This window comes from Urechidicola vernalis (genome assembly GCF_031846385.1).
In the GTDB taxonomy this organism is placed as follows: domain Bacteria; phylum Bacteroidota; class Bacteroidia; order Flavobacteriales; family Flavobacteriaceae; genus Urechidicola; species Urechidicola vernalis.
In genome coordinates, this window is sequence record NZ_JAVRHV010000001.1 from 364,747 (window position 1) to 380,640 (window position 15,894).

Below are 15,894 nucleotides of genomic sequence, written 5' to 3' on the forward strand. Positions count from 1 at the left end.
AGTTATGATTCCAAATCATTATTTAATTGGATGGATACAGAATGTCGCAAGGTATTATACCTTGTTAGAGTTATTGGAATTTACTAGGGTTTAACTATTAAAAAAAACCTCAATAATTCAATATTGAGGTTGTAACTAGGAAAATTAGGGTATTGATTTAATAAGTTAATCCTGTACCAAATGGATAGAGTGGAGCATCGGAATCATATGGAACATCTTCCTTTTGATTTTTAACAGCCTCCCAAGAAGAAGGTAATTCAAAAGGTAATTTCCCTGATGGCACATGTTCTCCAAATATAATATCAGTTAGTATTTTATCAGACGTACCAAATTCAGCCAATAAGGCCTTGGCCTCTGAATTTATTTCTGTTAAAATAGTAGGCCTCTCTAGATTTGCAACAACAATTGTCGGCTTTTGCTTAATTAAGTTCAAAATTTCTGATAACTCTTCCTTGTTGTAATATAATCTTCCTTGATGAAAGAAGTTTTCTAAGAATTCATCACTTCTAGGCTCAAATGGTGTAGTGATTCTAGTCAAAATAACATCGGCATCTTCAGGTTCATCTACAAATTCTCCATACGAATTAATTAAAGAAGGATCTTTCATGCCTACTGCATAAATCTTTGTTCCTTTTTTTAGTGGTAAAATATTATCATTTTTAAGAAGTATGGTTGATTTGGCCTGAGCAATTTCACCTTTCTTCCTAAACTGTTCACTTCCTGCAATTGTTTTTGCTTTAGCAACATTTACATATGGATTGTCAAATAAACCAAGTATAAATTTATCACGCATTATGCGCTTAATAGAATTATCAATTCTCTCTTCACTTATTTGACCTGAATTTACAAGTTCGATAATCAATTCTGGAGAACTCTCTCCTCCAAATTGGTCACAACCCGCTTCTAAAACTTTTTTAGCACGTTCTAGAGGTGTTAAGTGTTCTACTCCCCAAGCTCTTGCCTCGCTTATTGAACTTCCAGATATGATATTCCAATCGGTGCAAATCACACCATTAAACTGGTATTTCTCGCGTAGAAGAGTAGTTATAATTCTTTTATTGAAAGCAAATGCAACGTCTTCATCAGTTTGTCCAACAGGTATTCCATAATATGGCATAATTTGGGCAGTATTCGCAGGAAAAGCACCTTCTTCAAAAGGAATTAAATGATAATCGAAGTTATCTCCAGGATATACTTGATTTTTGCCATATCCAAAATGAGCATCTTCACCATTTTCTTGTGGCCCCCCTCCTGAAAAATGTTTGGTCATAGTTGCGACGCTATTCCTTCCTAAGGAATCACCTTGAAATCCTAAAACATAAGCTTTCGTCATCATTGCAGAAACTTGAGCGTCTTCTCCAAAAGTTCCATTTGTTCGGCCCCAACGTGGCTCTGTAGCTAAATCGGCCATTGGATGAAGAGCCAATCGAATACCTGTTGCTAAATATTCCTGTCTTGCAATATTTCCGAATTCACGAACTAATAACGTATCTCTAGTAGCGGCCAAGCCTAATGAAGTTGGCCATTGTGAAAAAGAGGGTGTATACAAGGCTGCGCCGGGATTACTCTCGGTGCCATGACGTGGGTCAGTTGCAATAGTCATTGGTATTCCAAGTCTAGATCGCTCAGCCATTTTTTGAATATTATTGTTCAGCGTAGCGATAATATCGGCTTCGTAGGAGTGTACAATATTAAAATTATTCATTTTTTTAACTGCAATCATTTCTGAACTTGACGGCATTGCTAAAAAAAACATAAAATCAAATGGGGTAGTGGTAAAGAAAGGTTTGTCAATAGGATTGCCTTCATCTGTCATTCCAAGCATAGTTATAAACATTGTACCTGCTTTTTCTTCAAGAGTCATTTGATTTACTAAGTCACTAACTCGGGATTCTAAATCAGCAGATACATCTTCATAAATATCTAATTTTCCATTTTTGTTTAAATCTCTAAATTCACTTCCATTCAAATTAAGAATTGGTGCTTCATCACCTAGTAAAGCGTAATTATTTTTAATTGAATTTGATTTTTGAATATATTTAAATGAACCAAATAGAAATAGTAAAATGAGTATTATCCCAATAATTCGACTTATTATTCTAAAGAATCTTTTCATTGCTTTATTCATTGTGTAAATTTTACACAATGATAGTTTGTTTTTATATTTGAACAAAGAAAAACATGCAAAATTTTGTATTTTCGCAATATGAATCAAAAAGAAGTTACTATTGCTAAGCCAGTTATGTTAGATAAGAACTTTTTTTCTGGACATTCTGTTGACTGTGTTATCCTCGGATTTGAACAAGGAGAAATAAAAGTGTTGTTACTAAAATGGAAAGCCTTTGAAAAATGGAGTTTGCCTGGAGGATTTATTGGAAATGATGAAGATTTAGATAAAGCTGCAATTAGAATTCTCCAAGAAAGAACTGGGATATCACTACCTTTTTTGGAACAGTTCCATTCATTTGGTGATGTAAATAGGAAAGGCAAAGAATCTTTTCTTTCAGAAATAAAATCATTGATTGGTCATGACTCAAATTTAATCAATTGGATTTCACAACGATTTATTAGTACTGGATATCTTTCACTTGTAAATATTAAAAAATGCAATTTAGTTCCGGATGAATTATCTGAACGATGTGAATGGGTATCCTTGAATAATGTCTCTAACCTCATTTATGATCATAATGAAATGATTAAAATGGCGTTGCAGAAAATTAAAATGCAGTTAAATTATTTACCTATTGGAATTACATTGTTAGATTCAAAATTTACAATGAAAGAGTTGCAACTACTATATCAATCCATTCTAGGAAAGGAAATTGACAGAGGTAATTTTCAAAAAAAGATGTTAAAATTAGATATTCTTATTCGATTAGAAAAACAAAATTTAGGCGGGGCACATAAGGCACCTTATCTATATAAATTTGACAAACTAAAATACAAGAAATTACTCAAAAAGGGATTTGGTTATATCAATTAATTAAATGTAAATTCTTTTTATTTAATAATTTCATTCTTCTCTCAATTGTTAAAGAAATCCTAAAATTAATTATTATTTAGTTGCATATGCAACTAAAGTCAATATTTAATTTATATTCGCGGCTCGAATTAACCAATTAATTAATGGATTTTCAAGATACCTTAGGACCATGGATGGGTAAAACCATGAAATTAATGGATATTTATTTTCATGATTATTTCAAACAGAATAACATTGATATTAGTAAAAAACAATGGATTATTTTAAAAGTTTTAAGCGATGAGGATGGTCGTGTTCAAAATGATTTAGCATTTGTTACGAATCGAGACAAAACCTCACTAACACGGCTATTATCTGGAATGGAAAAAAAGAATCTTGTTGCTAGAATTCCATCTAAGTTAGATAAACGAATAAACCATATTCATCTAACAAAAAATGGGAACTTATTATATCAAAAAACAAAACCCATCATTCAACAATTATTAAACAATATTCAAGAACCATTGACCGAAACTGAAATAAGAGATACGATTCGGGTAATGCAAAAATTAAAAGAACATTTAATCACTAAAATCGATAGTTGCGATAGCAACTAATAATTATGAGACAATTAATTATCATTATTGCCACTGTAGCATTGTTAGTCATAGGATACTTTACTATGAGCGCATTAGGAAATAGCAAAAAAGGCTTTAAACCAAAAACAGAGAAATTAGAGAAAGTTGCATTTGTCAATACTGTTGAAAATGGTGCTATTCCAATAAAAATTAAAGCAAACGGAAATTTAACAGCTAAGAATAAAGTTGAGATATTTTCTGAAGTTCAAGGTGTATTACAAGTTACTTCAAAAGAATTTAGGCCTGGAGTTCAATATAGAAAAGGACAAACCATATTAATGATAAATAGTGACGAGCATTATGCCAATTTACAGTCTCAGAAAAGCATGTTGCAAAACTTAATTGCTTCAATTATGCCAGATATCCGATTGGATTACCCAAACTCGTTTGATGTTTGGAACAATTACTTATCATCTTTTAATGTTGACTCAAGTGTAAAGCCATTACCTGAACCTGGTTCTGAACAAGAAAAATACTTTATAACAGGGAAAAACATTTATACAACATATTATAATGTAAAAAACCTTGAGGCTCGTCTTCAAAAATATAATATCGTGGCTCCTTTTAATGGTGTTTTAACCGAAACTAGTGTAAATACCGGTGCGTTGGTGAGATCGGGACAAAAGATGGGTGAATTTATTGACCCTACAGTTTTCGAAATGGAAATTGCAATTAATGCTGCATATGCAGATTTATTAAAAATTGGGAAAGAAGTTACCTTGTTTAATTTAGATAAATCTAGTTCTTGGTTGTCCAAAGTCGTAAGAATAAACGGTAGAGTAGATCAGCGTTCCCAAACAGTTAATATTTATGTTGAAGTAAGAGGAGATAATTTGCGTGAAGGAATGTATTTAGAGGCTGATGTGCCTGGAAGAGATGAATTAGATGCATACCAAATAGCAAGAAAGGTTTTAATAGATAACAAAGCTGTATTTGTTGTTGAAGAGAATATCTTAAAATTGCAGGAAGTAAATATTGTTCATTTTGATGAAAGTACTGCTGTTATTAAAGGTTTGCAAAACGGAACGAAATTAGTGTCTAAGCAAATTCCAGGAGCATATGAAGGAATGACTGTAAAAATTATTGAGGAATAATTATGAAAAAATTAATTTCTTACTTTATAAAATATCCAGTTTCTGGATGGATAATAATCTTAGCCTTTTTTATAATGGGAGTGCTAGGTTATATGAACATGAAATCTTCGTTTTTTCCACAAACGCGAACGAAATTCATAAGTATCAATGCCTTTTATCCTGGCGCCTCGCCTCAAGAAATTGAAGAAGGTGTAGTGCTTCTAATTGAAAACAATTTAAAAGGTACTGTTGGAATAGATAGAATTACCTCAACATCTTCTGAGAACTCTGCCAATATTATGGTAGAGGTAGAAAAAGGAAATGATGTAAATATTGTGCTTGCAGAAGTAAAGAATGCTGTTGACAGGGTTCCAAATTTTCCAGCAGGAATGGAACCTCCGGTTGTTGCAAAAATTGAAAGTATTGCAGAATCTATCAGTTTTGTTGTTAGTGGAGAAAATGTTTCTTTAAAAACATTAAAAGATCTAGTTAGGGATATCGAAACGGATTTACTCCGAATGAGAGGTATCTCACAAGTAACATTATCCGGTTTCCCTGATGAAGAAATTGAAATTTCTGTAAGCGAAGATGACTTAAGGGCTTATCAAATTTCTTTTCAAGAGGTTGCAACAGCAGTTAGAAAAGCGAATTTAATATCTTCGGGTGGTTCTATTAAAACAGATGCAGAGGAGTATTTAATTAGAGCTCGAAATAGGCTTTATACTGCAGATGAATTAGATAATTTAATTATTAGAACAGAGCCTAATGGAAACTCGATTAGGATTAAAGATGTTGCTGTTGTAGTAGATCGATTTAATGAGACTCCAAATGCAAGTTATTACAATGGAAACCCATCTGTAAGAGTTCAAGTTGACAATACGAATAGTGAAGATCTAATTTCTACTTCAGAAAAGGTAAAAGAATATATTGAAGATTTCAATAGTAAACACTCAAGTGTTCAGATTTATGTTACTAGAGATTCATCGATAACATTAACGCAAAGAACAGAATTATTGGCTGAAAATGCTATTGTTGGTATGTTGCTGGTTTTCGTGTTTTTAGCGTTGTTTTTAAAGCCTAGATTGGCTTTTTGGGTAGCGTTTGGTCTTCCATTCTCATTCTTAGGAATGTTCATTTTTGCTGGTTCTTTTGGAGTAACGATCAATGTATTATCGCTATTCGGGATGATTATTGTAATTGGTATTTTAGTAGATGATGGAATTGTAATTGCTGAAAATATTTATAGCGAATTCGAAAAAGGAAAATCACCTATTAAAGCAGCAATTGATGGAACAATGCAAGTTATTCCTCCAATTATTTCTGCCATTACTACCACAATTTTAGCTTTTTCTATCTTCTTTTTCTTAGATGGAAATATTGGTGAGTTTTTTGGGGAAGTCGCTACGGTGGTATCATTGGTTTTAGCAATTTCACTGCTTGAGGCCTTAGTAATTTTACCATCGCATATTGCACACTCTAAAGCGTTAACTCCAAAACAAAAAATGTTTGGGTTTAATAAGACCGCCGAAAAATTCATGAATTTTTTGAGAGATAAGTTTTATTCACCTGTTTTGGATTTCTTTATGCAGAATATTTATACTAGAATTTTCGGCTTGATATTCCCAATTGTATTATTGATGATTACAATTGGTGGTTTTCAAGGAGGTGTTATTAAAGGAACATTTTTCCCATCTATAGCAAGTGATAGAGTTCAGATTAGTTTAAAAATGCCTCAAGGTACAAATGAGAAAATTACGGATTCTATTGCTACAAAAATAGAAGAAGCCATTTGGAAAGTAAATGTAGATTTTACAGAACGCCAAACAAATAATGATACAGTTGTATTAAATGTTATAAAACGAATAGGACCAGGAAGTGCAAGTGCTTCTGTAAATGTAAACTTATTGCAGGGTGAATTAAGAGATTTTTCAGCGGATGAGATTGCAAATGCTATTCAAGAAGAAGTTGGACCTATTTATGGTGCTGAGACAGTATCATTTGGTTCTGGGACTGGTTTTGGAGGAAGAGCGGTATCTGTTTCATTGTTGAGTAATAATATAGCAGAGTTAAAACTCGCAAAAACAGAGTTGAAGAATGAATTGCTTAAAAACCCGATGCTTAAGGATGTTAATGATACAGATCCAGAGGGAATTAAAGAAATTCAACTGAAACTTAAAAGCAGTGCTTATTTATTAGGATTAACATTAAATGATGTTATTTCTCAAGTTAGAAGTGGATTCTTTGGTTTAGAAGCACAACGTTTTCAACGCGGTCAAGATGAAATTAAAGTTTGGGTTCGATACAATCGAGAAGAACGTTCATCAATAAAAAACTTGGACAATATGCTTATTCAAACCCCTTCTGGAGATAGGGTAGCTTTATCTGAAATTGCCACTTATGAAATGGGTAGAGGAGAGATTTCTATCAATCACTTAGATGGACAGAGAGAAATTAGGGTAGAAGCAGATATGAAAAACAGAAAGGAGAGTGCAACTGCAATCCTTGATGATATTAAGACAAGAATTATGCCTGAGATAAATGCAAAATACCCAAGTGTAAATGCATTATACGAAGGACAGAACAGAGAAGCTTCTAAGGTTTCGGAATCAGCAGGTAAAGTTGGTTGGATTGTTTTATTATTAATCTATGTAGTTATTGCGTTTACATTTAGATCATTCAGTCAGCCTATTATGTTATTGCTAATGGTACCATTTAGTATGGTAGGTGTTGCTTGGGGGCATTATATTCATGGGTTCCCGGTAAATATTTTATCGATGCTTGGTATTATTGCCTTGATTGGTATTATAGTAAACGATGGTTTGGTATTGATTACTAAATTTAATAACTACCTTAAGGAAGGGATGAAATACGATGAAGCCTTAACCGCTGCTGGAAAATCAAGATTCCGTGCTATTTTCTTAACATCTCTTACAACTGTTGCTGGTTTAGCACCGTTAATTTTTGAGACAAGTAGACAAGCACAATTCTTAATACCTATGGCCATTGCAATTGCCTACGGTATTGCCTTTGCTACCATGTTAACCTTGCTAACCTTACCGATTTTATTAAAATTCTCGAACGATTTCAAAGTATTGACAAAATGGTTCTGGACAGGTAAAAAACCTAGTAGGGAGCAGGTTGAAAGAGCAGTAAAAGAATTAGTTGTAGAAAATGAAGATTTAGATAATGAATAAACAAGGAAGTATGAAGAAATTCAGTTTTGTTGTAAGTTTAATTTGTTCCGTGTTTTTAGTAAACGGGCAAGAAATACTTTCAATTGATAATGCATTACAAATTGCATTAGAAAACAATTACGATATTAAGGTAATAGAGAAAGATCTTGAAATAGCGGAGAATAATTCAAGTGTTTATAATTCTGGTTATTTGCCAACCGCGTCGGTGTCAAGTGGAGCAGGATATAACAACAATAGTAGTTTACTTGAAACAGCAGATGGAACTAAAATAGAAGCTCATAATGTAGTTTCGACAAATTACAATGCCTCGCTAGGTGTTAACTATGTATTGTTCGATGGTTTAAATAGAAAATACTCCTACAAAAGGTTGAAGGAAGTTTACAATTTAACAGAATTGCAAGCAAGGCAGGTAATAGAAAGTACCATGCTTAGTTTGTACTTGGCTTATTTTGAGGTTGCAAGATTAAGTGAAAACGAAAACAACCAAAAGCAAACATTAGATATATCTAAAAGAAGATTATTGCGTGCAGAATATGCGTCTAGTTATGGCCAAAACACGAAATTAGATGTATTGAATGCCGAAGTTGATGTAAATAATGATAGTATCAATTATTTGGATAGTCAGCGTCAATTAACTAATGCTAAGCGAAATTTAAATGTAGTGCTAGGTAGAGAAGCGGACATTACGAGTTTTAATGTTGATACTGATGTACAGTATGCCATAGATTTAAATTTGCAAGTCTTACTTCAAAATGCTTTGGATAATAACGTATTGTTATTACAGGTAAATAAAGGACTAGAAATAAGCGACTATGATGTTTCTATTAGTAAATCTGGTTGGATGCCAACGGTCTCTGCAAACGGTTCTTACGGATGGAATAAAAGCATTAATGATGAACCTGTTGGATTCTCGTTTGCAAACAGTCAGCAATATGGATTAAATGCAGGTGTTTCTCTTGGTTGGAATATATTTGATGGTGGAAGAACAAAAACGAATGTTCAGAATGCTAAAATTGCAATGGATGCACAAGAAATTGAAAAAGAACAATTCACTCAAGAATTAACGAGAGATGTCTACAATGCCTGGGAATTCTATCAGAATGCTCTGTTTAAATTACAAGTTCAAGAAACGAATGTGCAAACGAATCAGCGTAATTTTGAAAGAACAAACGAACAATACAAATTAGGGCAGATTAGTTCTATAGATTTTCGTTTAGCACAGGTTAATTTGTTAAATGCAGAACGAGATTTAAGTCAATCTAAATACGATGCAAAAAATGCCGAATACCAATTATTGTATTTAGCAGGAGAACTATTAAACAATTAGATTGAAATTCAATTGATAAAAAAAGCACCAATATAATTGGTGCTTTTTTTTATATCCTGCTTTGGTACGTATATAAATCGTAATAACGTCCTTTTTGAGCAATTAAAGTATCGTGTATTCCGCGTTCTACAATATTACCGTCTTCTATTACTAAAATTTGATCTGCTTGTTGTATCGTACTTAACCTATGCGCAATTACAAAGGTAGTCCTATCTTTCATCAGCACTTGTAAACTTTGTTGAATATACGATTCACTTTCTGTATCTAAGTTTGATGTAGCCTCATCTAAAATTATGATTTTAGGATCTGCTAATAGAGCACGCGCAATTGAAATACGCTGCCTTTGACCACCGGATAATTTTACACCACGTTCTCCAATTACGGTATCTAAACCATCTTCGAATCTGTCTGTAAACTCATTTACATAAGCCCCTTTTACGGCTTCTAGTAATTGTTCTTCGGTTGCATTTGGCCTTGGAAATAGTATATTCTCTCGAATCGTTCCTTCGTACAAGAAATCATCTTGCAACACCACTGCTAAATTTTTCCTGAAACTACTCAAGTTTACTTGAGACAAATCAATTCCGTCGAGTGTGACTTTACCCGAATTCGGATTTAAGAAAGTTGCGGCTAACCCCGCAATCGTTGATTTACCAGAGCCAGATGAGCCTACTAAAGCTGTTACAGAGCCTTTAGGGGCATCAAATGAAATATTATGAAGTACTTCTTTATTTTCTTCATAACTGAAAGAAACATCATTAAAAACAATGTCACCAGTTATTTGTCCTAACTCAATTGTTCGTTGCTCAGGGTTGTCTTCTTCAGGCATATTCATTAAGTCTTCCGTTCTATCCAATCCAGCCATAGCTTCAGTTAACTGACTTCCAATATTTCCCATTTGTACAATAGGAGCAATCATAAATCCTAAGAATAATGTAAAAGAAATGAAATCTCCCATAGATAAGGTTTCATTCATGACATAATAACCTCCAATACCCATAATTCCAGCAGATGCCAAACCTAATAAAAATGTTGAGGAACTTGACATTAATGCTGTAGCAGTTAAACTCTTTTTAACATTTAAATATAAACGTTCAACTCCCTTTTCAAAAACTTTGCTTTCTTGTTCCTCTGCGTTAAACCCTTTTATAACACGCACACCGTTTAAAGTTTCTGTAAGTCTTCCTGTAACTTCGGCATTAATCTTTCCTCGTTTTCTAAAGATTGGTCGGATATATCCAAAAGCCTTTAAAGCAACAAATCCAAAGATTCCAACAGGAACCAATACAAACAAGGTCATAGAGGTGCTAATCTTTAAAAGAATTACTAAAGATATGATAGATGTAAATGTACCTCCTATTAACTGTACCAAACCGGTTCCTACTAAATTCCGAACTCCTTCAACATCTGTCATTACTCTCGATACTAAAGCACCAGATTTATTATTGTCAAAAAAGTTAATAGGCAGTTTTAACAGTTTCCGCTGTACTTTTGCCCTTAACAATGAAATGAGATGTTGAGCCTCTACGCTAAGTAATCTAGTTAAAGAAAACGACGTTGCCGATTGAACAATGATGGCTCCAACTACTGCAAGAATTAATATTTTAAGTAATTCAATATCCTTACCAGGGATGATATCATCAATTAAGTATTTGGTCGCATAGGGGAGTACTAGTCCAGCTAGACTTCGAACAATAATTAACATTAAACCAATAAATACGATTTGTTTACGAGGCCAAATAAATTCTTTAAAGGCCCATGCGAAAGAAACTTTTTGTTTTGTCATAATTGTTCAATTGCGAATACCGAACCAAAATAAAAGATGTGCCACATCGTCATAATTTGGATTTTGCAGGTACTAAATATTCAAGTTTTTATTGTTTTAATTTCTTCTTTTGACGTTTCACTTCTTATTTAGGACGTTTCACCTTAAAACGTTGATTTCAGGGAGTATAGTGGGTGTACATTTGTTATGTAATTAAAAATAAAAGTTGAATTTTTAAATATAATAAAATGAGAACTATATATAATTTATTAATTGTTTTAGCTGTATTGACAACAGTAATTATTGCATCAAGTGGATTTGTCGAAGGATTGTTATTCTTTTTAACAGGAGCCTCAATAATATCAATTGGAAGATACGCCCACAGTATAATAACTCATAATTAATAAAAAAATGAAATCATTAAAATCAATATTAGAAATGGAATTACTTCAAGTGGATTGGAAAAACATTGTAAGTATTAATACCGATAGATTGAACGGTACCAAAAACACACATGAAAATGAAGAGATGAATTTTCTATTCATATAATTATCAATACTTAAAATCAAATAAATCATGAAAACTTTAAATAAAATAATAGGACTTCTGACAATTACACTTTTGGTTGTAAGTTGTTCATCAGTAAAAGTAACGGACTCTTGGAGGCAAGAAAGTTCAAAAGACATTAAGGGAGAACAAATAATGGTTGTTAGTGTCACAAACAATGAGATCTCAAGACAACGTTTTGAAAAAGATATAACAACAGCATTAAACGCAAATGGATTTGAGTCTTTTGAGAGTTATGCTAAATATCCGGAAATGAATCCAACAAAAAAGGTTTCTCAAGAGGATGTAACTAAACTTAAGCAAAAGTTGCAAAGTAATGGAGTAAACCTAGTTGCAATCAGTGCTGTAAAGGAGATTAAAGAATACACAGAAACGAATACAACTGGATCTAGTTATGGAATGCCGATGTATGGTTATAGAGGATATAGAGGGTTTCACGGATATTATGGAGGAATGTATATGGATATGGGAACCAGTACTTCTACAACGAAAGTAAAAAAGAAATATAAACTAGAAACTGTAATTTATGATTTGTCTAAACCAAAGGACAAAGAACTAATAGCTGTAGTTTCAACAGAGATAGATGATCCGCAAAAATTGACAAAGATTTCTAAGGACTTCTCAGATAGAATAACAAAAGAACTAATGGAATTATTTCCAGTAAAGTAAAGTTTGGTTAGTTGATTTTGGACTGTTGCATAGATATTTAACCATATCGCAACGGTCCTTTTTTTTTACCCCATAATTTTAATAAATAATGTAACTTTGTTAAACTAGTAATTAATGTAATTCCCAATCAAAATGAATATAAAACAGGTTAAACAAACTGTAATTATTAGAGCAGCGATCATCGTTTCGCTATTAATTAGTGTACCTAGAGTTTTATCATTTTATGATATTACAGACCAAATCAGCGACGATTTGGTAAGTATTTCACCTAAAGATATTGGGCTTCGGTTTTTAGCAATTCTTATTTTTTCTTGGGTTTTACTTCAATTTAATACAAATACTAGATTCATTTACAATAAAACATCATTGTTATTTAGATGGGTGGTAACCATCCTAATTAATATAGTTTTATGGTTTGTAGCGGTTAAGATCCTGTTGTACGTGTACCCTTTATTAATTGGGCAAACTATTGAAGGGCTTGAAGCTGATTTATTTTATATCATATACTTTGTAGTAGTTTTGGTATTATTCTTTTTATCAGGGATCTTACGCTATCAAATTATTCATAGAGAAGATACAATCGAAAAAGAACTGTTGAAGCAGCAAAGTTTAGAAAATGAATTAACAGCCTTGAGAAATCAAATTAACCCACATTTCTTATTTAATTCCTTAAACTCTTTAAATTCCTTAGTGAGAGAAAATGATGACGCAACCCAGTTTATAAATAAGTTGTCATTTATGTACCGTTATATCTTACAAAGTAGTGATCGTAATATGGTAACATTAAAAGAAGAATTAAAGTTTTTAGATAGTTATATTTACCTAATTAAAACAAGATATAGAGAGCGTTTTTTTATAGAAATTAATATTGATGACTCTTTATTAAGTAAATGTATACCGCCATTGGGTCTTCAAGTCTTAGTGGAAAATGCAGTAAAGCACAATGAGATTTCTGCGAGCAATCCTTTAACTGTAAATGTATATACCGATAATGGATTTATTTGTGTAGAAAATGAAATAAGGCCAAGACTAACATTAGCGGAAGGAACAGGTAACGGCTTATCTAATTTAGATAAACGATTATTTCTATTAAAAAAACAGCACATTACCATTAGCGATACTGATAATGTGTTTAAAGTAAAATACTCACTAAACTGATATGAAAGTAGTAATTGTTGAAGATGAAATAGCTGCAAGTGATAATTTAAGTTACTTGTTACACAAAATAGACCCTACCATTGAAATACTAAATGTAATAGATTCTGTTCAAGGATCGATTCAATATTTTTCGAAGTCTGACGAAGCGGAATTGATTTTTATGGACATTCATTTGGCCGATGGTATATCATTTGAAATTTTTGATAAGGTAAAAATTAATACTCCAATTATTTTTACGACTGCCTATGATCAATATGCTCTAAAAGCATTTAAGGTAAATAGTGTTGATTATTTATTAAAACCAATTGATAAAGAAGAATTATCTGATGCAATTAATAAATTTAAAAGTGCCCCAGAAAAAGAAGTAACAGATTCTACAAGTCAAATGGCAGGCCTTTTGGATTTGCTTAAAGAAAGTCAAAAGACATTTAAAAGTTCGTATCTAGTTCATTTTAAAGATGAGTTGATTCCGTTGAAAACGAATGATATTTCTTATTTTTATATTGATACAGGGATGGTAAAAGCGGTAACATTTCAGAACCAAAGTTATACGGTAGATAAAAAGTTAGAAGATATTGAAAACGAATTAAACCCAGATTTGTTTTTTAGAATAAACAGACAGTTCATTGCAAACAGAGAAGCAGTTGAATCGATGTCCTTCTATTTCAACGGTAAACTTATTGTAAAAACCAATCCGCCGAGTAAAGAAAGAATTGTAGTAAGTAAAGCCAAATCGAGAGCGTTTAAAGATTGGCTCAATAAGTAACAATTGTAATATTGAATTAATTTCGATACATTAGCATAACAAATTATTGTAAATGCCAATCAAACAATTAATTCTTACACTGTGTTTGTTTCCTGCAGTCTTGTTTGCTCAAGATTCTATCCCCGAAGTTAATAACGACTCACTAATTATTCAACTAAAACCAGTCGAAAGAGAAGTTGTTTCTGCACCAATTGTGCTAAAAGGGGACACTATTTTTTATGTTCAAAATTGGGCAAATACTTTTCCAGTAGAAGTTAGATCTGAAGAGGTTACGAGTAGACTCCAAAAATTAACCAAATGGTATGACAGTAAGAAGGATAGTATCTACGCTAAACAAATTAATGACTACATAGCCATAATGTATAATGATGATGTCGCTTTTATTGTTACTGAAAGTGATGCGTCCATTCAGCAAGTGCCATTAAACGGATTGGCTGAAGTTCAATTGGTAAGTTTTATAAATACGCTAAATAAAGTAGAAGTACTGTCAACCGAAGAATGGCTAAAACGAATCGGATATTTTGCCGTATCATTATTAGTGTTGATTGGTTTTATAAAATTAATCAATTACTTGTTTAGAAGGTTAGATAAACGGCTTTCGAAAATTGAAAAGTCTTTTTTAAGAAAGAAGCGAAATATTTTAAAGTATTTCATTCCTAAGAATACGGCTAATATTTTTGTTTTTCTTTCGAAGATAGTCCGTATAGCATTGATTGTTATTACGTTGTTTTTCTATGCGCCTTTTATGTTCAGTTTCTTTCCTTGGGCAGAGAAAGTTGTACATACGTTTTATGGCTATATATCAACACCTGTCAAGTTTGTTGTATTTGGTTTTATAGATTTTATCCCTTCTCTTTTCTTTATAATAGTAATTGGATATTTGGCAAGATATATTGTTCGTGTTCTTAAAGAAATAGCGTTAGATGTTGAACTAGGCAACTTCAAAATTACTAATTTCCATAAAGATTGGGCAAGACCTACCGAAAAAATTGTAAGCATATTTATTTATGCCTTTGCACTAGTTTTAATATTCCCTTACTTACCAGGTTCTGGTTCAACTGCATTTCAAGGAGTTTCAATCTTTATTGGTGCCATTATATCATTTGGTTCTACATCGGCAATTGCAAATATTATAGCGGGTATTGTAATTACTTATATGAGGCCTTTTAAAATAGGAGATAGAGTTAAAATTGGAGGTATTATTGGAGATGTAATTGATAGGAACACCTTGGTAACTTCTGTTAGAACTCCTAAAAATGAAGACATTACTATTCCAAATGCAAATATTTTAACGGGTAATATTATAAATTATTCTAATAATAAAGAAGCCAATACTATTTTGTACACTACCATAACTTTGGGATATGATTTACCCTGGCGAAAAGCTGAAGAATTGCTTTTGCAGGCAGCAGATAGAACAAAATTGATATTAGATGATCCAAAACCATTTGTATTAAAAACAAGTTTAGACGATTTTTATGTTTCATATCAATTAAATGTAAGTACCAAAGAGGCAAAACGAATTCCTTGGATTTATTCTGAAATACATAAAAATATTTTAGATGTATTTGATGAAGGAGGAGTGGAGATATTATCACCAGGATATATGGCGGCAAGAGATGGTAGTTTAACCACTGTACCAAGTCAATTAAAACCTGAAGATAAAAGCCCATTACATAAAATTACGGATCACCTAACAGGTAGAAATCAAAAAGTAACAATTAAGAAAAGAGATGAACCAAATAATGAATAATTATAAAATTAACTGAAATAAC

At 32.2% G+C, this 15,894-nt stretch carries 13 protein-coding genes; 11 read left to right on the forward strand and 2 right to left on the reverse strand.

Features of this window, described 5'->3' with window-relative positions; translation table 11 throughout:
• Positions 1–157 precede the first annotated feature (157 nt).
• Positions 158–2,128, reverse strand: coding sequence for a glycoside hydrolase family 3 protein (locus tag RM519_RS01630; RefSeq protein ID WP_311591753.1), 1,971 nt, complete (start codon positions 2,126–2,128; stop codon positions 158–160).
• A 78-nt stretch (positions 2,129–2,206) separates the two neighbouring features.
• Between RM519_RS01630 and RM519_RS01635 the strand changes: the two genes are divergently transcribed.
• The 5 genes from RM519_RS01635 (at position 2,207) to RM519_RS01655 (ending at position 9,194) form a co-directional block, all read left to right on the forward strand.
• Positions 2,207–2,983 (forward strand): NUDIX hydrolase, encoded by a 777-nt coding sequence (locus tag RM519_RS01635; protein WP_311591754.1) that lies wholly within the window; start codon positions 2,207–2,209, stop codon positions 2,981–2,983.
• Between the two features lie 143 nt (positions 2,984–3,126).
• Positions 3,127–3,579, forward strand: a complete 453-nt coding sequence (locus RM519_RS01640; RefSeq protein ID WP_311591755.1) for a MarR family winged helix-turn-helix transcriptional regulator — start codon at positions 3,127–3,129, stop codon at positions 3,577–3,579.
• A 5-nt stretch (positions 3,580–3,584) separates the two neighbouring features.
• Positions 3,585–4,694, forward strand: coding sequence for an efflux RND transporter periplasmic adaptor subunit (locus tag RM519_RS01645; RefSeq protein ID WP_311591756.1), 1,110 nt, complete (start codon positions 3,585–3,587; stop codon positions 4,692–4,694).
• Positions 4,695–4,696: 2 nt separating this feature from the next.
• A complete protein-coding gene (locus RM519_RS01650) occupies positions 4,697–7,867 on the forward strand; it encodes an efflux RND transporter permease subunit (protein WP_311591757.1) in 3,171 nt (1,056 codons plus the stop codon).
• A 10-nt stretch (positions 7,868–7,877) separates the two neighbouring features.
• The gene (locus RM519_RS01655; RefSeq protein WP_311591759.1) at positions 7,878–9,194 is read left to right on the forward strand and encodes a TolC family protein; all 1,317 of its coding nucleotides are present in this window, start codon (positions 7,878–7,880) and stop codon (positions 9,192–9,194) included.
• A gap of 49 nt (positions 9,195–9,243) precedes the next feature.
• On the opposite strand, the gene RM519_RS01660 is transcribed toward RM519_RS01655, so the two are convergent.
• Complete coding sequence (locus tag RM519_RS01660) at positions 9,244–10,980, reverse strand: ABC transporter ATP-binding protein (RefSeq protein WP_311591761.1); 1,737 nt, start codon at positions 10,978–10,980, stop codon at positions 9,244–9,246.
• Between the two features lie 227 nt (positions 10,981–11,207).
• On the opposite strand from RM519_RS01660, the gene RM519_RS01665 reads away from it, so the two are divergent.
• The 6 genes from RM519_RS01665 to RM519_RS01690 all read left to right on the forward strand — a co-directional run bounded on the left by RM519_RS01665 (position 11,208) and on the right by RM519_RS01690 (position 15,872).
• Positions 11,208–11,363: a hypothetical protein gene (locus tag RM519_RS01665; protein WP_311591762.1), complete on the forward strand. Its 156-nt coding sequence runs from the start codon at positions 11,208–11,210 to the stop codon at positions 11,361–11,363.
• A gap of 7 nt (positions 11,364–11,370) precedes the next feature.
• Positions 11,371–11,508, forward strand: a complete 138-nt coding sequence (locus RM519_RS01670) for a hypothetical protein (protein WP_311591763.1) — start codon at positions 11,371–11,373, stop codon at positions 11,506–11,508.
• A gap of 27 nt (positions 11,509–11,535) precedes the next feature.
• Positions 11,536–12,195, forward strand: coding sequence for a hypothetical protein (locus RM519_RS01675; RefSeq protein ID WP_311591764.1), 660 nt, complete (start codon positions 11,536–11,538; stop codon positions 12,193–12,195).
• 132 nt (positions 12,196–12,327) lie between these two features.
• The gene (locus RM519_RS01680) at positions 12,328–13,353 is read left to right on the forward strand and encodes a sensor histidine kinase (RefSeq protein WP_311591765.1); all 1,026 of its coding nucleotides are present in this window, start codon (positions 12,328–12,330) and stop codon (positions 13,351–13,353) included.
• Between the two features lies 1 nt (position 13,354).
• Positions 13,355–14,119 (forward strand): LytR/AlgR family response regulator transcription factor, encoded by a 765-nt coding sequence (locus tag RM519_RS01685; protein WP_311591766.1) that lies wholly within the window; start codon positions 13,355–13,357, stop codon positions 14,117–14,119.
• A gap of 52 nt (positions 14,120–14,171) precedes the next feature.
• A complete protein-coding gene (locus RM519_RS01690) occupies positions 14,172–15,872 on the forward strand; it encodes a mechanosensitive ion channel family protein (protein ID WP_311591767.1) in 1,701 nt (566 codons plus the stop codon).
• Positions 15,873–15,894 lie beyond the last annotated feature (22 nt).